22 protein-coding genes are annotated in these 18155 nt (G+C 63.6%); 12 read left to right on the top strand and 10 right to left on the bottom strand.

Annotated elements, in window-relative coordinates:
- Positions 1-262: 262 nt before the first annotated feature.
- Positions 263-931 (top strand): ATP-dependent DNA ligase, encoded by a 669-nt coding sequence (locus tag ACWTU9_RS18925; RefSeq protein WP_455859597.1) that lies wholly within the window; start codon positions 263-265, stop codon positions 929-931.
- A gap of 56 nt (positions 932-987) precedes the next feature.
- Here ACWTU9_RS18925 and ACWTU9_RS18930 read toward each other — a convergent pair whose 3' ends face one another.
- The gene (locus tag ACWTU9_RS18930; protein WP_455859598.1) at positions 988-1212 is read right to left on the bottom strand and encodes a hypothetical protein; all 225 of its coding nucleotides are present in this window, start codon (positions 1210-1212) and stop codon (positions 988-990) included.
- Between the two features lie 39 nt (positions 1213-1251).
- Complete coding sequence (locus tag ACWTU9_RS18935) at positions 1252-1440, bottom strand: hypothetical protein (protein WP_454588682.1); 189 nt, start codon at positions 1438-1440, stop codon at positions 1252-1254.
- Between the two features lie 244 nt (positions 1441-1684).
- Here ACWTU9_RS18935 and ACWTU9_RS18940 point away from each other — a divergent pair, with 244 nt between their 5' ends.
- The 3 genes from ACWTU9_RS18940 (at position 1685) to ACWTU9_RS18950 (ending at position 3232) form a co-directional block, all read left to right on the top strand.
- The gene (locus ACWTU9_RS18940; protein ID WP_455859599.1) at positions 1685-2275 is read left to right on the top strand and encodes a hypothetical protein; all 591 of its coding nucleotides are present in this window, start codon (positions 1685-1687) and stop codon (positions 2273-2275) included.
- Between the two features lie 102 nt (positions 2276-2377).
- Positions 2378-2914 (top strand): GNAT family N-acetyltransferase, encoded by a 537-nt coding sequence (locus ACWTU9_RS18945; protein WP_455859600.1) that lies wholly within the window; start codon positions 2378-2380, stop codon positions 2912-2914.
- A 15-nt stretch (positions 2915-2929) separates the two neighbouring features.
- A complete protein-coding gene (locus ACWTU9_RS18950; protein ID WP_142868601.1) occupies positions 2930-3232 on the top strand; it encodes a DUF1330 domain-containing protein in 303 nt (100 codons plus the stop codon).
- Positions 3233-3380: 148 nt separating this feature from the next.
- On the opposite strand, the gene ACWTU9_RS18955 is transcribed toward ACWTU9_RS18950, so the two are convergent.
- Entirely contained in the window at positions 3381-4010 is a 630-nt protein-coding gene (locus tag ACWTU9_RS18955; RefSeq protein ID WP_455859601.1) for an ankyrin repeat domain-containing protein, read from the bottom strand.
- 139 nt (positions 4011-4149) lie between these two features.
- Positions 4150-5361: an MFS transporter gene (locus ACWTU9_RS18960; RefSeq protein ID WP_454588686.1), complete on the bottom strand. Its 1212-nt coding sequence runs from the start codon at positions 5359-5361 to the stop codon at positions 4150-4152.
- 235 nt (positions 5362-5596) lie between these two features.
- Here ACWTU9_RS18960 and ACWTU9_RS18965 point away from each other — a divergent pair, with 235 nt between their 5' ends.
- A complete protein-coding gene (locus ACWTU9_RS18965) occupies positions 5597-6025 on the top strand; it encodes a VOC family protein (RefSeq protein WP_454588831.1) in 429 nt (142 codons plus the stop codon).
- 92 nt (positions 6026-6117) lie between these two features.
- Here the strand turns inward: ACWTU9_RS18965 and ACWTU9_RS18970 are convergent, their stop codons facing one another.
- Complete coding sequence (locus tag ACWTU9_RS18970) at positions 6118-6702, bottom strand: dihydrofolate reductase family protein (protein WP_455859602.1); 585 nt, start codon at positions 6700-6702, stop codon at positions 6118-6120.
- A 119-nt stretch (positions 6703-6821) separates the two neighbouring features.
- Here ACWTU9_RS18970 and ACWTU9_RS18975 point away from each other — a divergent pair, with 119 nt between their 5' ends.
- Positions 6822-7268, top strand: a complete 447-nt coding sequence (locus ACWTU9_RS18975; RefSeq protein WP_455859603.1) for a winged helix-turn-helix transcriptional regulator — start codon at positions 6822-6824, stop codon at positions 7266-7268.
- Positions 7269-7303: 35 nt separating this feature from the next.
- Here the strand turns inward: ACWTU9_RS18975 and ACWTU9_RS18980 are convergent, their stop codons facing one another.
- Positions 7304-7756 carry an FAD-dependent oxidoreductase gene (locus tag ACWTU9_RS18980; protein WP_455859604.1) on the bottom strand — a complete coding sequence of 151 codons (453 nt, stop codon included), beginning with the start codon at positions 7754-7756 and terminating at the stop codon, positions 7304-7306.
- 132 nt (positions 7757-7888) lie between these two features.
- Here ACWTU9_RS18980 and ACWTU9_RS18985 point away from each other — a divergent pair, with 132 nt between their 5' ends.
- Positions 7889-8551: a GntR family transcriptional regulator gene (locus ACWTU9_RS18985; RefSeq protein ID WP_455859605.1), complete on the top strand. Its 663-nt coding sequence runs from the start codon at positions 7889-7891 to the stop codon at positions 8549-8551.
- 58 nt (positions 8552-8609) lie between these two features.
- Positions 8610-9713: a flavin-containing monooxygenase gene (locus tag ACWTU9_RS18990; RefSeq protein WP_455859606.1), complete on the top strand. Its 1104-nt coding sequence runs from the start codon at positions 8610-8612 to the stop codon at positions 9711-9713.
- 14 nt (positions 9714-9727) lie between these two features.
- Here the strand turns inward: ACWTU9_RS18990 and gcvA are convergent, their stop codons facing one another.
- The gene (gcvA, locus tag ACWTU9_RS18995; RefSeq protein WP_455859607.1) at positions 9728-10633 is read right to left on the bottom strand and encodes a transcriptional regulator GcvA; all 906 of its coding nucleotides are present in this window, start codon (positions 10631-10633) and stop codon (positions 9728-9730) included.
- Positions 10634-10754: 121 nt separating this feature from the next.
- Between gcvA and ACWTU9_RS19000 the strand changes: the two genes are divergently transcribed.
- On the top strand, positions 10755-11459 hold the full coding sequence (locus ACWTU9_RS19000) for an SDR family oxidoreductase (protein WP_455859608.1): 705 nt from the start codon (positions 10755-10757) through the stop codon (positions 11457-11459).
- A 92-nt stretch (positions 11460-11551) separates the two neighbouring features.
- Here ACWTU9_RS19000 and ACWTU9_RS19005 read toward each other — a convergent pair whose 3' ends face one another.
- The 3 genes from ACWTU9_RS19005 to ACWTU9_RS19015 all read right to left on the bottom strand — a co-directional run bounded on the left by ACWTU9_RS19005 (position 11552) and on the right by ACWTU9_RS19015 (position 14476).
- Positions 11552-12142 (bottom strand): DUF922 domain-containing Zn-dependent protease, encoded by a 591-nt coding sequence (locus ACWTU9_RS19005; RefSeq protein ID WP_455859609.1) that lies wholly within the window; start codon positions 12140-12142, stop codon positions 11552-11554.
- Positions 12143-12221: 79 nt separating this feature from the next.
- Positions 12222-13499 (bottom strand): D-tagatose-bisphosphate aldolase, class II, non-catalytic subunit, encoded by a 1278-nt coding sequence (locus ACWTU9_RS19010; RefSeq protein ID WP_455859610.1) that lies wholly within the window; start codon positions 13497-13499, stop codon positions 12222-12224.
- On the bottom strand, positions 13496-14476 hold the full coding sequence (locus tag ACWTU9_RS19015) for a tagatose kinase (RefSeq protein WP_455859611.1): 981 nt from the start codon (positions 14474-14476) through the stop codon (positions 13496-13498). Before ACWTU9_RS19015 ends, ACWTU9_RS19010 begins: the two co-directional genes overlap by 4 nt.
- Positions 14477-14800: 324 nt before the next feature.
- Here ACWTU9_RS19015 and ACWTU9_RS19020 point away from each other — a divergent pair, with 324 nt between their 5' ends.
- The 3 genes from ACWTU9_RS19020 (at position 14801) to ACWTU9_RS19030 (ending at position 18137) form a co-directional block, all read left to right on the top strand.
- Positions 14801-16120, top strand: a complete 1320-nt coding sequence (locus ACWTU9_RS19020; protein ID WP_455859612.1) for an ABC transporter substrate-binding protein — start codon at positions 14801-14803, stop codon at positions 16118-16120.
- Positions 16121-16317: 197 nt separating this feature from the next.
- Positions 16318-17088, top strand: a complete 771-nt coding sequence (locus ACWTU9_RS19025) for an L-iditol 2-dehydrogenase (protein WP_454578292.1) — start codon at positions 16318-16320, stop codon at positions 17086-17088.
- A gap of 41 nt (positions 17089-17129) precedes the next feature.
- Entirely contained in the window at positions 17130-18137 is a 1008-nt protein-coding gene (locus ACWTU9_RS19030) for a zinc-dependent alcohol dehydrogenase family protein (RefSeq protein ID WP_454588698.1), read from the top strand.
- The last annotated feature ends 18 nt before the right edge of the window (positions 18138-18155 follow it).

The following is an 18155-nucleotide window of genomic DNA, read 5'->3' on the forward strand; positions in this document are numbered from 1 at the left end:
GAAGTCAAAGGACTGCGTAGGCTGCGACAATTCTGGATAGCACAGGCCAAGGTGGGGACGGCGCAACAGCGCCGCGCCGAGCGAGATATGTACGCCAGGACAAGTATTAGGATGCGAAGCTAACGACATTCCGGCCTCGTCCGTAGATGCTCCCAATATGGGTCTGGCGGGGGCTCGGCACAGGCGGCAGGCGTCCAGATAGCTGGGGTGTCGCTGCCTGTGCCGACAACGCCTCCCGCTACGCTATCAAAGGTGTCCGTTATTGAGTAAGCGTGGCAAGGTCACCGGCGGCCGGCTGGAGTTCATTCCGCCGCAGATCCCGACTCTGGTCGAGAAACCGCCCGATGATGAGGGATGGGTTCACGAGGTCAAGTTCGACGGCTATCGGACGCAGCTCATCATCGATCAAGGCGGCGTGCGTCTTTTCAGCAAGAACGGCCATGACTGGACGGCAAAATACTGGCCCATCGCGCTGGCAGTCGAGCTGCCATGCAGGGCTGCCATTCTCGACGGCGAGGTCATTGTAGCCGGCGAGCAGGGCGCTCCCGATTGCCCTGCGCTGGAAGCCGCGATCTGGAATGAGCCGAGCCGGCTGGTGTTCGTGGCGTTCGACATCCTCCATCTCGATGGGCACAATCTTGCTCCCTTGCGCCTACTGCAGCGCAAGCAGGCGCTGTGGCAACTGGTTGAGCCTGGCGCCGGCAAGATCCGGTACAGCGAGCATTTCGACGGCGATGCACTGGCGATCCTCCGCACTATCGACAAGATCGGGCTTGAGGGCATCATCTCGAAGCGCGCCGACAGCCGCTACCGGAGCGGACCGTCGACCACATGGCTGAAGGTCGGATATTTCGAGGAAGGCGATTTCCGAATTGCCGGACGTCATCCGCGAGCCTGGCACGGCTCCAATGGCCCTGATGGCCACGCGTGACGGCGAGAGAGGTACATCGGCCGAGCTGATTGCAATTCGGACAGCCAGGGCAGCATTCAGCCCTTGATGTCCACACTCGCTTTCGCGGCCGATACCAGCTGCTCCAGCGTCTGGCCGATTTCATTGCGGGGATCGTGTTCGAATTTTTCGCCGATCTTGTGCTCTTCGTCGGCGGCATTGGCTACGACGTTCTTGTTGCGCTCGAGGACCAGGAAATCCCGACGGATGCGGCGATGCTGGTGCTCCATGAATTGCTTGAGCGCCTCGTCAGCCGATGGCATGCCGAGGCCGCTCCTATCCGAAGCGGCCTCTTCGTGGGACTACCGCAGCCTTGCCGACCGTGGAAAATCCAACACCTCCGCGACCGGCGGTGTGTACTGGGCCGCAACGATCCTCTCGATCAACAGGTCGAGCGCCGCAAGGGCCTCTCTGCTGGTTTCGCCGTCGCCGCGCAGATAGTGGCAGGCCCGCTCCAGATGCAGCCGGGCGGCGGCAAAGTCGCTTTTCATGAGCTTCTCCTTGTTGCCCGCCGTGCGCCGAACATGTGCGACTCGCTTTACCCGAAAGCAAACATCCACAGCCGCATTTGAATCGAATTGTCCTGACCTCACCGGACGTGCTGGATGGCGAGAAACCTGTACTACAACCTATGTCGGCCGCAGCCGTTGTTCCGGCAGGAAGATGTCGGAGCTTTCGACGCCTTGCTTCAAAGTTTTTTCAGATCGGTTATTCTTCGTCGCTCACGAGGTCACGATGAGCTTCAGCGCAAAACCCCTCGACGAGACCACATGGTCGCAATTCGCCACGCTGGTCGAGCGGCACAATGGCGTCTGGGGCGGCTGCTGGTGCATGGCCTTCCACGCCAAAGGCGTCGGCGCTGCCGGGAACCGCGCCGAGAAGGAGGCCCGGGTCCGCGAGGGCCATGCACATGCGGCCCTCGTTTTCGACGGCGCGGCCTGTGTCGGCTGGTGCCAGTTCGGCCCGACGCAGGAGTTGCCGCGCATAAAGCACCGGCGCGCCTATGAGGAAGGGCTGACGCGCCTGCCGGACTGGCGCATCACCTGCTTCTTCTCCGACAAGGCCTATCGCGGCAAGGGCATCGCAGCAGCGGCGCTGGCCGGCGCGCTCGCCGAGATCGCCCGCCTCGGCGGCGGCACGGTGGAAAGCTATCCCGAGGATGCGGAAGGCCGCTCGGTCGCTGGAGCCTTCCTGCACAATGGCACGCTGGCGATGTTTGAACGCCAAGGTTTTCAGCGCGTCCGCAAGATCGGCAAGCACCGCTGGGTGGTCGCAAGGACGGTGGAGGCCGGCGTTGGAGGCCGGGATCCTACCCCACTTCCATAGGGCGGGAATCCATATTCTGGCAGTCCGTCTTCCGAATTCAGCTTCAGTATAAGCAATTCTAATATAGTATCGCCATTGTCTACGGGCCTTGGGATTGCCCTGATGGTTGGCCAGGAGTTGCAGTACCGGAGAGCGACACGCGACGACATCGCGGGAATTTCGGCGCTGATGGCGCTGGCGATTGCCGAGCTGCAGAAACCCTTCCTCGACGACGCCCAGATCGAATCCAGCCGTACGATCATGGGCCTGGACACGCAGCTCATCGATGATGGAACCTATTTTGTCGTGACCTGCAGTGGGGCTCTTGCTGGTTGCGGCGGCTGGAGCCGGCGCGCGACGCTATATGGTGGCGATCAGTCGCACGGACGCAATGCGGCATTGCTCGATCCCGCCAAGGACACGGCGCGTGTCAGGGCGATGTATACGCATCCCGATTTCGTTCGGCGTGGCGTTGGCCGACTGATCCTCGCCATTTGCGAGAGCGCGGCAAGGGAGGAAGGCTTTCGCCGCGTCGAGCTCGGGGCGACCATGGCCGGGGAGCCGCTCTATCGGGCCTGCGGCTATCAGCCGGGCGAAAAGTTCTTCGACGGCAGCGGCGGCGCGCCGGTTCCGATCCTGAAAATGTGGAAGACGATTTGAGAGGGGAGAACGCCGATGGCGGCCTATCTGATTGCCGATGTCGATATCACCGACGCGGCCGTATTCGATCAATACCGGCGTGAGGTTCCGGCCACCGAGGAGCGCTACGGCGGCCGCTATCTTGCGCGCGGCGGCGCGACCAAGGTGTTCGAGGGCGACTGGCACCCGCACCGCCTCGTCATCATCGAATTTCCCGACATGGCATCGCTTTCGGCCTGGTATGATTCACCGGAATACGAGCGTTTGAAGGAGATCCGCTTTCGCAGCGCCAGGACACGCATCCTGGCTGTCGAAGGGATCGCTTTGTCGCCGACCTAGAGCAATTCCAGGAAAAATGTGTGTGGTTTTCCGCCCGGAATTGCGTAAAAAAAGAGATAGAGCGGTTCACCGTTTCCGTGAAACGGTGAAAAGCTCTAGGCCATGATCTGTCGCGCTGGGAGAAATGTGGCGGAGCGATCAGCCGCGCTTACTTGCCTTCGAAGAAAGCGTGGATCGCGGCTTCCAGCTTCTCGATAAGCTCGGCGTTGCGGGTGCTTCCGGCCCAGATCAAGGCATTGAGCCGCATGTCCTTGTTGAGGAAGTTCACCTTCCTCGTTTCCAGCAGATATTGCGCCACGTCGTAATGTCGGCCCTTGATCGCCTCGATGAGCGCGCTGTTGCGGCCGGTCTTGTCGGCCGCATTGACGTCGGCGCCGTGTTCGACGAGCAGCTTGACGATATCCAGATGCCCGGTCCTTGCCGCCTCGATCAGCGCCGTCCGGCCATAATAGTCGGCGCGTGCGTCGATATCGATGTCGGGATGCTTGACCAGTGCCGTTACGGCTGCGTGGTGTCCCTTGGCCGCGGCGAGGCTGAGCGGCGTGCTCTTCCACTTGTTCCTGGAATTCACGTCGATCTGCGGATGCGAAATCAGCGCTTCGAGCACCGGGCCGCGGGCGTTGTGGGCCGCCAGATGCAACGCCGACCAGCCGCCCTCATCGGTCTGATTGATGTCAGCCCCGGCCACCAACTCGGCGCGGAGGGTCTCGATGTCGCCTTTCTCCGCCGCACCCAACAGGGTCGACCAGCCTCTCGCGTCCTCGGCTTCCAGGCCCACTGCAACTGCCTCCGTGAACAGACTTGGCTAGGCTCGCACGCCGACATGGCCGGCGTGCGGTATTTCTGCCGGAAGCCTTTCACAATCGCATGCGTGGGGCAAACAGATTTCCGCGCTGCCAGCGCGGGAACCAGGGATTTCAAGCCGCCTGCAGCCGTTCCCGGCTGGGCTGCGGCGGGAAGGCAATGGCGATGCCGGCCGCGCCCAGGCCGATCAGTGCCGAGCCGATGAACAGCCAGGAATAGCTGGCATAGGCGTCGAAGATCATGCCGCCGGCGAGCGGCCCGAACGACATGCCGAGGCTGGACAACAGGGTCGCGGCGCCAAGCACCGTCCCGATGATGCGCGGCCCGAAATAGTCGCGCGCCAGCACCGCATAGAGCGGCATGACGCCGCCATAGGTGGCGCCGAAGATGATGGCCAAGAGATAGAACTGCTCGAGATTGCCGACGGCGAGGTAGGCGGCGATCACCACCGCCTGGATGACGAGGCCCACGATCAGCACCGGCTTGGCGCCCAGCCTGTCGCCGAGCACGCCGTAGAGCACGCGGCCGCCAAGGCCGGCAAGGCCCTCGACGCTGTAGATCGACACCGCGGCCATCGGCGCCACGCCGCAGGACATGGCATAGCTCACCATGTGGAAGATCGGCCCCGAATGCGCCGCGCAGCAGGCGAAGAAGGTCATCCCCAGCACCAGGAACTGCGGCGAGCGCAGCGCCTGGCCGACGCTAAAGCCGGGATCGTCCGCGACAGGCGCGGGCGCGCCGCCATCCGCTGCCGCGGCCGCCACCTGCGGCTGGCGCACCAGCAAGACGGCGGGCAGCAACAGCACCCAGGCCATGATGCCGATGTCGAACATGGCGGTACGCCAGTCATAGGCGGTGATCAGCCAGCGCGCGAAGGGCGAGATGGTCATCGGCGCCACGCCCATGCCAGCCGAGACCAGCGACACGGCAAGGCTGCGATGGGTGTCGAACCAGGCGGTGGTCAGCGCGATCATCGGCGCGAAGAAAGCGCTGGCCGCCAGCCCGACGATCACGCCGTAGCTCAGCTGGAAGACCAGCAGCGATTGGGCGCGGCTCGCCACCACCAGCGACAGGCCGAGCAGCACCGCGCCGGCGAGGACGACGGGACGGGCACCGACGCGGTCATAGACCGCGCCCCAGGCGAAACCGCCAACGCCCATCACCAGGAAGTTCAGCGTCATGGCAGTGGAAATGCCGGTGCGCGACCAGTTGGTGTCGAGCGCCATCGGCTCGAGAAAGATTGCCAGCGAAAACATCGCGCCGAGCGCCACACAGGTCATCAGCGCGCCGGCGGCGACGATCACCCAACGGTAGGAATTGTTCATGGTCTTCTCCCGAAATCGGTTCGATGCGGCGCGACTTTTTCCAGCTCCGTTGCGCCGCTTGCGTCCGAAGGACGTTGGTCCGACATCGAATCCGACAATCCGGTTGCATTTTTTATCCAGTCTGCGCGGAAGTCCATCCGGAATGGCGAAGGCAGGCGGCGCAAGCGCCAAAAATTCCCTTCCGAATTGACGAGCCGATCTGCGGCGCTAGCTTTGTGGGTCTCGTGAACGGGAGATATCGCTCATGGAGCTGCATCGCGGCCGCCTCATCGACCACATCCAGCTGGTGGTCAGAGATCTCAAAGCCAGCCGGCGCTTCTATGAAGCGGTGTTCAAGGTGCTTGGTGTTCCGATCGGTGGCGAGGCCGAGGACTATTTCTGGGCCGACGAATTGTTCATCTCCAGTCTCGACAGCCGGGCAGCGAGGGGACAACTGACCGGGCGCCATCACCTGGCCTTCCAGGCCAGGGACAGCGCCATGGTCGATGCCTTCTACAAAGTGGGCCTGGATGCCGGCGGCGCCGACAATGGTGCGCCAGGCGAGCGGCCCTACCATCCCGGCTACTACGCAGCCTTTCTGCTCGACCCCGACGGCAACAACATCGAGGCGGTGTTTCACGGTCAGGCCAAGCGGAGCGCTGCTTCGGTCGAGATCAATTTCTAGGGCAGTTCCAAGAAATTTCCCGGCGGTCTCCACCAGAATTCTCTTGAAAACAAGGAGTTGCAGCGGTTTACCGATTCAGACATTGAACCAGATCAAGCCGGGGCGTAGCGGTTGACCACCATGCCGCAGGCATAGGCTTTCGAGCCGACGAGGCGCAGTTTCCTGAACCCGCCCTGGTCGAAAATCCGCTCGCCGTCGCCGAGCGCTGCCGGATTGATGAACAGCTGGAATTCGTCGACCAGTCCCGCCGCAATCAGCGCCGAGGCAAAGCCCGCACCGCCGAACACCGCCATATCGCGGCCGCCCTCGGATTTCAGCGCCTTGACCTCGCGCGGCAGGTCGCCGCTGGCAAGCGTGGTTCGCTCCCACCGCGACGCCGTGAGCTTGTCGCTCAGCACCACCTTGCGCGCCTCGACGATGCGCTGCGCAAAGGCGTAGAAGCCGTCGCGCGGATAGTTCTTCGCCGCATTGCCCCAATGGGTGAGGTAACCCTCTTCGGCCATCTTGCGGCTGAGCAGGATGGTGTCGATGCCGGCGAATACGGCGTTGAAATCCTGCTTCAATTCGTCGTCCCAGGGGCAGTTGTCGCCCCATTCCCAGAGCTGCCAGTGCTCGTCGCCGGCAGCGCCGACAAAACCGTCGACCGACATCTGCATTTGCAGGATCAGCTTTCCCATCGTCTCTCTCCTCATTCGATCGGCGCGACGCCTCGGTGGATATGGTTTACTTCTGAAATCATTGACGCAAGGAAAAAATGATGTCAATAGTAAAGTGATTTAAAAATGGAACCACAGATATGTCGACAAGGGAAAGATCCGGTTGCCCCATCAGCCTGTCACTCGAATTGCTTGGCGACCGCTGGACGCTGCTGATTGTCCGCGACCTGATTTTCGCGGGGAAGACTCACTTCCGGGAGTTTTTGCTGTCCGACGAGGGCATCTCGTCGCGCACGCTGGCCGAGCGGCTGCAGACCTTGCAGGATGAGGGCATTGTCACCAAAAGCGACGACCCCACCCACAAGCTCAAGGCGATCTATCGGCTGACCGAGGCCGGCATCGATCTGTTGCCGGTGCTGGCGACCCTCGGCGCCTGGGGCAGCAAATACCGCAACGCCGATAACGAACTGGCCAGGATCGCCGAGGAGCTGGCGGCGGGCGGCGAGGCGGCGCTCGAGCAGATGAAGAAGAAGCTGCGCGCCGAGCATATCGGCCAGGGCGCAACGCTGGCTTCCTCTTCGCGGTGACGGCCCGGGCTACATCGACACGATGTCGCCCAGCCTCATCCTTCCCATCCCGCAAATCGCTGTGGCCTGAGCCATATCTGCTTCGGATTGTCGTCGCCCGAAAGCACGGCGTCTGCCACCCAGCGCGCTGTGGCGGGGGCGGCATGCCTGCCGATCGAGCCCATGCCGCAATGCACATAGAGCCCCTCGATAGCGGTGCGGCCGTCGACTGGCAGCCCGTCTGACAGCATCGGGCGGTTGCCGGGATAGACATTCGTCATCCGGGGTAAGCCGAGACCGGGCAGCATGCGCAGCGTGCGTGCCGCGATGCAGGCAGCCATATCGGTGTTGCGCACCAGATCGCGAAAGGTAGGCTGGCGCCGAGTCTGGATATATTCGCGCAAGCTCATGTTTGTTATGTAAGGTGGCCGCCGTCGGCGGCGTTTGCCTTCCTTTGAGGAACTGGGGAGCGAGTGCCGGGGCAGCAGCTTTGGCCTTCTCTCCGTCACAATCTCGGAGTGTACGCGTACGGATGAAGAGCCAATGGCCTGGCTTTCGAACGTCTGGCGGCGGCAGGCGGATGAAGGGCAGCGCCCAGGACGTTGGCGGCAGGAGCCGCTGAAGCAGCTGGGAGGGATCGCATGGTTGGATTTGCCGAAATGCAGCGGCCGCAGACGGTGGCCGAACAGGTCGCCAATGTGCTGCGCGAGGCGATCGTCGACGGTAGCCTGGCGGACGGCACGGCGCTGCGCCAGGACGAGCTTGCGCTGCGCTTCGGCTTCAGCCGGATGCCGATCCGCGACGCGCTGCGCCAGCTCGAGGCCGAAGGCATCGTCCAGATCCACCCGACCAAAGGTGCGCATGTTGCCTGCATGGACGCCACCGAGATCAGGGAGATCTTTGCCTTGCGCGACCTGCTCGAAAGCCAGGCGCTCAACCTGTCTGTCCCAGTGCTTGGCAGTGAAAAGCTCGACGAGGCAGCGCAGGTGCTCGCCCGCATCGACGCTGAGCCCGATGTCACCCGTTGGGGCGTGCTGAACCGGACCTTCCATCTGGCGCTCTACAGCGCCTGCGGCAACGCCCGGCTGCTCGGCCTGATCGAAGCGCACCACAATGCCGCCGACCGTTATGTCCGTATGCTCCTGTCCAGCCTCGACTATCGCGGCGTCTCGCAGGCTGAACACCGCGAACTGCTCGCCGCCTGCCGCAAGCGCGACGCGGCGGAAGCCGTGCGCGTGCTGAAGAAACATCTCCGCGATGGCATGGAAACGCTGGCCAAGGCCGGGATATTGCGGAACGGGTGACTTGTCCCGCCTGCGCCTCTGCGCATAGCCTCAGCCAGGCTTGCGGGAGGAGAATCGCTTGGACACGCCTGTGGTCATTGTCGGCGCCGGCCCCGCCGGCCTGGCGGTCGGCGCCTGCCTGAAGCGGGCAGGGGTGGATTTCGTCATCCTCGAAAAAGCCGGGCAGGTGGCGCCCGCCTGGCGACGGCACTATCGGCGGCTGCATCTGCATACGGTTAACTCTTTCTCCTCACTGCCGTTCCTGCCATTCCCGCGCGATTATCCGCGCTACGTGCCGCGCGAGCAGGTGGTCCGCTATCTCGACGACTATGCGCAAAAATTCGATCTCGAGCCGCGCTTCGGCGAGACGGTGAAAACCATCCGCCGCGAGGACAGCCGGTTTCGGATCGAGACACAATCGGACAGTCTGAGCGCGCGCCATGTCGTCGTCGCCAGTGGCAACAATGCCGAGCCGATCGTGCCCCGGCTCGCCGGCATCGAGGCTTTCAAGGGCGAGGTGCTGCACAGCGCCGAGTACACAGAGGCCGCGCCCTTTGCCGGCCGCTCGGTGCTGATTGTCGGCATGGGCAACACCGGCGCCGAGATCGCGCTGGACCTTGCCGAGAATGGCGCCAGGCCGACCATTTCGGTGCGCAAGGGCGTCCACATCGTGCCGCGCCAGCTGTTCGGCGTGCCGATCCAGATGGTCGGCATCGCCAGCCGGCCAATGCCGCAGGCGCTGAACGACTGGATGTTCCCGATCATTCTCGATTTCGCGCTGGGCAAGCTCGAAAAATACGGCATCGTGCGACCCAAGCAAGGCATCCTGCAGCAGATCGACGAGGTCGGCCGCATCCCGGTCATCGATGTCGGCACGGTCGACGCGATCACCAAAGGCGCCATCAAGATCGCGCCTGATGTAGCGCATTTCACCGAGCGTGGCGCGGAGTTCGCCGACGGGAGGCAGCAGAATTTCGACGCCGTCATCCTCGCCACCGGCTACCGTCCGGGCTACGAAAAGTTCCTGCCGGCGGAACTGCGGCCGGAGCGCAGCGGCGTCAATGCAAGGTCGTCCGAACTCGGCCTCTATCTCGTTGGCTTCTACAACCCGGTCACCGGCCTGTTGCGGGAGATTGGCAGGGAGGCGAAGGCGGTGGCGGCTGACATTGCGCGGCGGGGATGAACGAGAGGCAGCATTCACAACGAGGGCGCTAACTGATCCCCCTCATCCAGCAGCCATTGCCGCACCGCTTGCGTCGGCTCGGGGTGGCGCTGCTTGCGTGGCACCACGACATGGAAATCCTGCGTGCCGCGCATCTCCGCTTTGATTGGTTGCACCAGTCGGCCGGCGGCAATGTCGGCTGCGACCAGAAAACGGCTGGCCAGTGCGATGCCTTGGCCGGCTATGGCCGCGTCGATCGCCAGGCCGGTTTGGTTGAAGCGCATGCGTTTCGCTTCAGTGGCCATCTTCAAGCCGAGCGCTTTTTCCATGAACTCCGGCCACAGATTGTGCCCATCGTGCAGCAGGACGTGATGTTGGATATCGGTCGGCGCGATCTCGTTCGCGCCGGTCGGCAGCAGCGAAGGGCTGCAGATGGCGACGATCTGCTGTGGAAACAAAAGGTCGACCATCAGCCCGGCGCCGAAGGGCGGACGGCCTTGCCTGACGGCAATGTCGACGCCATCAGCCTGGAAACTCGACAGGCTTTCGCTGGCAAGAATCCTGAGGTCGACAAGCGGATTGTGCGCGACGAACTCCGGCAGTTTCGGGATCAGCCATTTGGTCGCAAAACTCGGCGTGACGCTGATCGTCAGCCGCGCCGGTTCGGGCCGCAGCAGCAAGGTCGCCTCCGAGATCAGGTCGAAGGCGCGGCGTATGTTGGGCACATACGCGCGGCCTTGATCGGTCAGTGCCAGCCCGCGCGGCAGCCGCTCGAACAGTTTTGCGCCGAGATCGGCTTCCAGCCCGCGTATGTGCTGCGCCACCGCGCCTTGCGTCACGTTCAATTCCTCCGCGGCGATGCGGAAGTTGAGGTGACGCGCGGCGGCTTCGAAGGCGCGCAGCGCATTCAACGGCGGCAGGCTCAAGAATGCTTCGGGCATGCAGGAGTTTTTCTACAGCTTGATTTCAGGCTTTCTGGTTCGCACCAGCTAACAAAACCGATTATAGCATTGGTCAAAGCCCGGAAACATCACGTCTCGCCAACCCATGAAGGAAAATCAGATGAGTGTAGAAAAAGTGGCAGTGATCGTGGCCGGTGGCAGCGGCATGGGCGCGGCAGCGGCCAAGCGCCTGGCGGCGGATGGCTTCAAGGTTGCGATCCTGTCTTCCTCCGGCAAGGGCGAGGCCTTGGCCAAGGAACTTGGCGGCTTCGGCGTCACCGGCTCCAACCAGTCAAATGACGATCTGCAGGAGCTTGTCGACCTGACGCTCCAGCGCTACGGACGCATCGACGTGCTGGTCAACAGCGGTGGCCACGGGCCGCGCGCGCCGATCCTGGAGATCACGGACGAGCAGTGGCACACCGGCATGGACGTCTATCTGCTCAACGTCATCCGCCCGGTGCGCATCGTGGCGCCGCAAATGGTCAAGCAGAAGGCCGGCGCCATCATCAACATCTCGACGGCCTGGGTGGTTGAGCCGAGCCCGATGTTCCCGACATCCGCTGTGTTCCGCGCCGGTCTCGCCGCTTATACCAAGATCTTCGCCAACACCTATGCCGCCGACAACGTGCGCATGAACAATGTGCTGCCCGGCTGGATCGACAGCCTGCCGGCCACCGAGGAGCGCCGCGACTCGGTGCCGATGCAGCGCTATGGCACCTCTGAGGAAATTGCCGCCACCATTGCCTTCCTCGCTTCGGAAGGCGCCGGCTACATCACTGGCCAGAACATCCGCGTCGACGGCGGCATCATCCGCGCCATCTGATCAAAGCAGGTCAAGACGTAATCACCAGATCGCAAAAGATCGCGATCAAACAAGGAGATAGAGCGGCATTCTGACTCTGTTCGCGATGGGCGCTATTTCCCGGTCATCAGATTGAAAACCAGCTGCCGCAGATTGCCGCCGGGACCGAATTCGACCTTGTCGAAGTCCCGGCTGGCCTGCCGCTGCGCCAGCGAGATTTTGGCAAGCTGCCGGGTCAGCTCGGCCCGGATCTTGCTGCAGCCGGGGTCATCGGCGATCGTCAGGCCGACGCTCACGGCTTCGATCTTGTGCACCATCTCGACGATGGCTGCGCCATGCACCTTTTCATGGGCGGCGAGCCCGGCGGCGAAAGTCTCCCAGCTCTTTTGCACGGCAGGCGACAGCGACGCGGCGGGTTTGGGCAAGGTGTAGGTGATGATGAGTTTCGGTCGCGCCGATCGCAGCATGCAGGCGCCGCCTTGCGGCTTGTAGTCCCTGGTCCAGGTCAGCTTGAAATTGGTGTGCGCAATGACCCGCCCTTTGCCGAGCAACGGGCCCGCTTCGCCGATCGATGCATAGAGTTCGGGGCCGCTTTGGCCCGATATGGCGTAGGTCTCGACCTTCTCGAGCGGCTTCCAGTCCGCGCGTGCAGGCGAGGCGAGGGACAAGGCCGCGAGCTGGACGAACAAAACGACTGGTTTCATGCTGATGTCAAAGGGCTGCCATGGGTTATGCACTTCGCTCTAGCATTGGGCGCGGCAGCTGACAAAGCCGTTGCAGGATTCAACCGCCGCGGCAGGCGGCGTCGTAGTCGGCGAGCACCTGACCGATCGCCGCGTGAAAAATCGCCTCGGGATTGCCAGCCGGTCCAAGTCCGGCCGGCAGCGTCGGCAGGAACTGCCGCATCAGCGTTTCCGGAATGGCGATGCCATTCAAAGCCGCGCGCAGGCGGCCAACGGCGGCGACAGCAGTGGGGTTGCTCCAATAATAGCGGATCCGGTCGCTGTAGCTGTAGTGGCGCTGCAGACGAAGGCTCTTCTCATCGCCATGATAGTGACTGTGCCAATTGCCGGGCGACGCCAGCATCACCCGCTCCATTGTGCGTGCTAGCGATCTCTCGCCATAGTCCGCGACGATTTCGGAGGCGATCAGGTCGAGCCCGTAGAGCGCCTCGCGCAAGGCAAATGTCAGGCCTGGGCCTACCTTGAGGATGGGAAAGCCGCTTTGGACGAGCGCCGTCAGCGCCGCGCGGCTCTGGTAGTCGGTGGAATGCGCCTCGTAGACCAGCGTCGGTTCCTCGTCGAGCAGTCCGGTCAGCGCCTTCGACGCCTCGGACCTGTAGGCGATGACATTCCGGCTGCCGAACTCCACGCCTGGCTGCACCACCACGGCGATGACGCGGCCGAATGCTTCGGCGACGCCCTCCCGGGCGAAGATTTCGCGATGAACCTCTATCGTGCGGCGCGCCGCCGCCGCTTCGGTGGGTTTCAGGTCACTGATCGCGTGGTCAACGCCCCCGGGCGCGGGAACCTCGGTGCCGATGATGTAGACGGGTGGCACGCCGCCGGATTCGCGCGCTGCCTTTTCGGCCGCCCTGGCGAGCCGCGCCGCCCGCGTGGCGATGGTTTCGTCGTCGAGCGCGGCGGGCTCGCCCGCGCAGCCCATCGAGGCGTCGAGGTGGATCTTGCTGAAGCCCGCCCAGACGTAAGCCGTGACCATGGCTTCGGCCTTGGCCATCGCCTGCGCCGCCGGCTCGGTGCGCCAAGGGTTGGGTCCCAGGTGATCACCGCCGAAGATGATGCGCGAGGCCTCCAGCCCCTCCTTGCCGGCGATCTCCAGCACAAAGGCGACGAACAGGTCGGGCGTCATCCCTGTGTAGCCACCGAACTGGTTGACCTGGTTGCAGGTCGCCTCGATCAGCAGGCTGGCCTGTTCGTCGGAGACCGCACGCCGTATCGCCGTCTGGATCACCAGCGGATGCGCCGAGCAGATCGAGGTTACGCCGTAAGGCGATCCGTTTGCCCGCGCGCTGGCGAGCCCTGCAAGCGAATTGATCGTCATGTCTGCCTCGCTGTACCGGCGATGAAGTCGTCAAGCCCGTCGAAGCCGGCAACGCCCTCCATCGGGCCTTGCCGCGTGACGTTGCGGGCGCCGGCCGCATTGGCATAAAACAGCGCCTTGGCCGGCTCCATCCCGCCGCGCCGGCAGGTCAGGTAGGTCGCGCCGAAACAGTCGCCGGCGCCGGTCGGGTCCACTTCCTCGACCACGAAGCCCGCGCAATCGATCCTGGTGCCGTCGGCCCCGAAATAGGAAGAGCCGGCAGCGCCGCGCTTCAGTACGATCTCGCCGACCCCCCTGGCGATCAGCGCCGCCACCGCCTGGCGTTCGTCATCGACGCCGGCCGCGGCGGAGAGCTCGTCGCCGGACGGCAGCAGCAGGTCGGCATCGTCGACCAGTGCTGAAAACAGCGTGCCATCGGCGCCGGCGATCAGCTCCTTGCGCATATTCGGATCGAAAGAAGTCGAGCCGCCGCGGGCGCGCACTGCTTGCACGGCGTAGGTGACGATTTCCCTCAGCCCGGCAACCGACAGCGTCGATCCCATGATGTGCAAATGGCCGGCTCTATCCGCCAGCAGGCGTGCAGCGGCGGTAAGGCGGATCTGCCCGGCGGCGGATTCGGCGATGTTGTAGACAAAGTCGCGGCCGCCATCGGGTCGGTAGCGTACGAACGCGCTTCCGGTGGGGTAGCGGTCGCTGACATCAACGGCCGAAACGTCGACGCCGTCGCGCTTCAGTCTCTCCAGATTGGTCGTTCCGAAATCGTCGCGGCCGACGCAGCCGATCAGCCCGGCGCTGCCGCCCAGCCTTGCCACTTGGTCAATGAAGATTGCCGGTGCGCCGCTAGGGAATGGCCCGACCAGGGTCTGCGGCTCAACGAAGCCAAAACCCCGTTCTATCGCCATGATCTCGACCAGGATTTCGCCGGCGACAATCGTTGGTCCCACGGCCTCGGCGGCGATCTCCCTGCGGCGGCTCATTGCCTGCAATTTCGTCTCCCCCAAAGCCTTCCCTCCCAGAGCCGCACGCGATGCGGTCCGCGGTGGACCGCACGATAGCGCCTGGCTGTGGGTCGAGGTAAATCGCGGCGAAAGCAAAGTCAAGGCAAAACTATACGCATGTACATTTTATGTGGCGGGTCGGTGACTTTATCAACGCGCCTGTCTGCGCACAGCCATGCATGAAGCGTGGCCGTCGTGACAAAATTCCCGCCATTTATGCCTTGACAGTGGATGTTTTGTAGCGCAATGAAATATACACGCATGTTCAGTTATTCATGCGCATTCGTAAGGGAGGAATCGCAAATGCCAACGTGTAAGCTTATCGGAATTCTCGCCGTGTCGGCCGCTGCTTCGGCGCTCGCGACGGGCGCGGCGCTCGCCACGGAAATCACGGTTGCCACGGTCAACAATGGCGACATGATCATCATGCAGAAGCTGTCGCCGGAATGGGAGAAGGCGACCGGAAACAAGGTCAACTGGGTGGTGCTGGAGGAGAACGTTCTGCGCGAACGCGTCACAACCGACATCGCCACCAAGGCCGGCCAGTTCGATGTTCTCACTATCGGCGGCTATGAGACGCCGATCTGGGGCAAGGCAGGCTGGCTGACGTCCCTCAACGATCTCGGCGACGATTATGACTATGACGATCTGATCACGCCGGTGCGCAGCGGCCTGACAGTCGACGGCAATCTCTATGCCGTGCCATTCTATGCCGAAAGCTCGTTCACGCTCTACCGCAAGGACCTTTTCGACGCCGCCGGCCTGAAGATGCCGGAGCAGCCGACCTACGACCAGATCACGGAATTCGCCGACAAGCTCACTGACAAGTCGAAGGAACAATATGGGCTCTGCCTGCGCGGCAAGCCGGGCTGGGGCGAGAACATGGCCTTCGTCGGCACGCTGGTGAACACATTCGGTGGCCGCTGGTTCGACATGGACTGGAAGCCGCAGATCAATTCGCCCGAGTGGAAGAAGGCGATCGGCTGGTATGTCGACACGATGAAGAAGGACGGTCCTCCGGGCGTCAGCTCCAACGGCTTCAACGAGAACCAGACGCTGTTCGCGTCGGGCCATTGCGCCATGTGGATCGACGCCACCTCGGCGGCGGGCCGCGTCTACGATCCGAAGCAGAGCAAGGTCGCCGACAAGGTGGCCTTCGCCAAGGCGCCGGTGGCGGTCACGCCCAACGGCTCGGCCTGGGGCTGGGCATGGAGCCTCGCCATCCCGGCCTCGTCCAAGAAGGCGGACGCCGCGAAGTCCTTCGTCAAGTGGGCGACCTCGAAAGCCTATGTCCAGCGCGTCGGCGAGACCGAGGGCTGGGTCGCGGCACCTCCGGGAACGCGCAAATCCACCTATGCCAGCGCGGACTACCAGAAGGCCGCGCCCTTCGCCGCGACGGTGCTTTCGGCGATCGAATCCGCCGACCCAACCAAGCAGACCAAGGATCCGGTGCCTTATACCGGCATCCAGTTCGTTGCCATCCCTGAGTTCCAAGGCATTGGCACCGAGGTCGGCCAGGCGGTCGCCGCCGCCGTCACCGGCCAGAAGTCGGTCGACGACGTGCTGGCCGGCGCTCAGACCGAAGTGGAGCGGACCATGACCGAGGCCGGCTACATCAAATAGGCAATAGCAACGCCAGGAGCGGAGCGTGTGCCGCTCCTGGCGATCCCGGCCTGTCCAGACCTCCCGTTGCAGCAGGCCGGGAGGATGCACGGACCCCGCCAGAGCATTTTAGGGTCCGTGCGTTCTCCAAAAGGCCACGCACTGGCCGCCGCCTGGCGGCCCGGATATCGTTTCTTGAAACTCGGGAAAAAATCGCAATGAAGCTGACCGACAAGATTGCCCTGATCACAGGCGGCGCGCGCGGCATCGGGCTGGGCTTCGCGCAAGCCTTTGTCCGCGAAGGCGCCAAAGTTGTGATCGCCGACATCGACATCGATCGCGCGACCAAGGCGGCCGCCGCAATCGGTCCGGCGGCAAGCGCCGTCTGGCTCGACGTCACCGACCTCGATGCGATCGAGACTGTCGTGGCCGAGATCGATAAGAAATTCGGCGGCATCGATATACTCGTCAACAACGCGGCCATCTTCGACATGGCGCCGATCACCGATATCACCGAAGCAAGCTATGACCGTGTCTTCGACATCAATCTCAAGGCCCCGCTGTTCGTGATGAAGGCGGTGGCCAATGTCATGATCGCGCGCGGCCGCGGCGGCAAGATCATCAACATGGCGAGCCAGGCCGGCCGCCGCGGTGAAGCTCTCGTGACGCTTTACTGCGCCTCCAAGGCGGCGATCATTTCGGCGACGCAATCAGCGGCACTGGCGCTGGTCAAGCATGGCATCAACGTCAATGCCATCGCCCCCGGCGTCGTCGACGGCGAACATTGGGAAGTCGTCGATGCCCACTTCGCCCGCTGGGAGGGATTGAAGCCCGGCGAGAAGAAAGCGGCGGTGGCGAAATCCGTGCCCATCGGCCGTTTCGCGCGGCCCGAGGACGTTGCCGGCCTCGCCGTCTTTCTCGCCTCTTCCGACAGCGACTACATCCTGGCCCAGACCTACAATGTCGACGGCGGCAACTGGATGAGTTGAGACGCCGGCGCCCACTCGGAACGTCAAGACGAGAGGACACAATGAAAGCCATCCGATTTTCCGGCGCTGGTATTGCCGGCATGGCGGAGCTGGATTTGCCAGACATCGCGCCCGGGCATGCGCTGGTGCGGGTCCGTGCCGCCGGCCTCTGCCACACCGACATCGAGGTGCTGCATGGCCGCTATGGCGAGGGAGCGTTCCCCCTCGTTCCCGGCCATGAATATGCCGGTGTCGTCGAAGCCGTCGCGGGAGACGTCACCGCCGTGCGGCCCGGCGACCGGGTCGCCGTCGACCCCAACATACCTTGCGGCCATTGCGCCAGCTGCAGGAAGGGTCTCGCCAATCTGTGCGCTTCGCTCAAAGCCTATGGCGTGACCGAGGACGGCGGCTTCGCCGAGTTCAGCCTCGTCGCCGTCGATCATCTGTATGATATCGGCGAACTCGGCTTCGCCACCGCCGCATTGGCCGAGCCGCTTGCCTGCGTGCTCAACGGCCTCGGCGCCGCCGGCATCGAGCAGCGCATGCCAGCCACCGCACTGGTCTTCGGCGCCGGGCCGATCGGTCTGCTGCTGGCGCTGTCGCTGAAGGCGACGGGGGTGGCAAAGGTGGCTGTCGCCGACCTCAGCGAGCCGCGCCTTGCCTTCGCCGAGGCGCTCGGACTAGAGCCGCTAATGTCTGGATCGCAGGTGCTTTCGGCAAAGGCGCGGTGCTTCGATTTCGTCGCCGACGCCACCGGCGTCGCCAAAGTGGTCGAAGGCATGATCGGCTTCACCGCGGATGGCGGCACGGCACTCGTCTTCGGCGTCTGCCCCCCCGATGCCAGGATCTCGGTGGCGCCGTTCGAGATCTTCCGCCGGCAGATCAGGCTGGCCGGCTCGCATTCGCTGAACCGCAACATCCCGCAGGCGCTCGACATCCTCAAGCGCGACGACGGCACCATGGCGAGGCTGGTCAGCCACCGCTTACCGCTTGCCGAAATGCTGCCCTTCTTCGCCAAGACGAGCGGCGATCCAGCGACGATGAAAGTCCAGTTTGCGGCTGATATTTGAATGAGGATGCACGGCACG

This window comes from Mesorhizobium sp. 128a, assembly GCF_053848025.1.

Excerpts from the sequence above, each read along its gene's own strand:
- ACWTU9_RS19010 (WP_455859610.1), bottom strand. The coding sequence starts at position 13,499 with ATGACGATCAATTCGCTTGCAGGGCTCGCCAGCGCGCGGGCAAACGGA.
- ACWTU9_RS18935 (WP_454588682.1), bottom strand. The coding sequence starts at position 1,440 with ATGAAAAGCGACTTTGCCGCCGCCCGGCTGCATCTGGAGCGGGCCTGC.
- ACWTU9_RS19000 (WP_455859608.1), top strand. The coding sequence starts at position 10,755 with ATGAGTGTAGAAAAAGTGGCAGTGATCGTGGCCGGTGGCAGCGGCATG.
- ACWTU9_RS18940 (WP_455859599.1), top strand. The coding sequence starts at position 1,685 with ATGAGCTTCAGCGCAAAACCCCTCGACGAGACCACATGGTCGCAATTC.
- ACWTU9_RS18950 (WP_142868601.1), top strand. The coding sequence starts at position 2,930 with ATGGCGGCCTATCTGATTGCCGATGTCGATATCACCGACGCGGCCGTA.
- ACWTU9_RS18985 (WP_455859605.1), top strand. The coding sequence starts at position 7,889 with ATGGTTGGATTTGCCGAAATGCAGCGGCCGCAGACGGTGGCCGAACAG.
- ACWTU9_RS18930 (WP_455859598.1), bottom strand. The coding sequence starts at position 1,212 with ATGCCATCGGCTGACGAGGCGCTCAAGCAATTCATGGAGCACCAGCAT.
- ACWTU9_RS18975 (WP_455859603.1), top strand. The coding sequence starts at position 6,822 with ATGTCGACAAGGGAAAGATCCGGTTGCCCCATCAGCCTGTCACTCGAA.
- gcvA (WP_455859607.1), bottom strand. The coding sequence starts at position 10,633 with ATGCCCGAAGCATTCTTGAGCCTGCCGCCGTTGAATGCGCTGCGCGCC.
- ACWTU9_RS19015 (WP_455859611.1), bottom strand. The coding sequence starts at position 14,476 with ATGAGCCGCCGCAGGGAGATCGCCGCCGAGGCCGTGGGACCAACGATT.
- ACWTU9_RS18945 (WP_455859600.1), top strand. The coding sequence starts at position 2,378 with ATGGTTGGCCAGGAGTTGCAGTACCGGAGAGCGACACGCGACGACATC.
- ACWTU9_RS19030 (WP_454588698.1), top strand. The coding sequence starts at position 17,130 with ATGAAAGCCATCCGATTTTCCGGCGCTGGTATTGCCGGCATGGCGGAG.
- ACWTU9_RS19020 (WP_455859612.1), top strand. The coding sequence starts at position 14,801 with ATGCCAACGTGTAAGCTTATCGGAATTCTCGCCGTGTCGGCCGCTGCT.
- ACWTU9_RS19005 (WP_455859609.1), bottom strand. The coding sequence starts at position 12,142 with ATGAAACCAGTCGTTTTGTTCGTCCAGCTCGCGGCCTTGTCCCTCGCC.
- ACWTU9_RS19025 (WP_454578292.1), top strand. The coding sequence starts at position 16,318 with ATGAAGCTGACCGACAAGATTGCCCTGATCACAGGCGGCGCGCGCGGC.
- ACWTU9_RS18970 (WP_455859602.1), bottom strand. The coding sequence starts at position 6,702 with ATGGGAAAGCTGATCCTGCAAATGCAGATGTCGGTCGACGGTTTTGTC.
- ACWTU9_RS18960 (WP_454588686.1), bottom strand. The coding sequence starts at position 5,361 with ATGAACAATTCCTACCGTTGGGTGATCGTCGCCGCCGGCGCGCTGATG.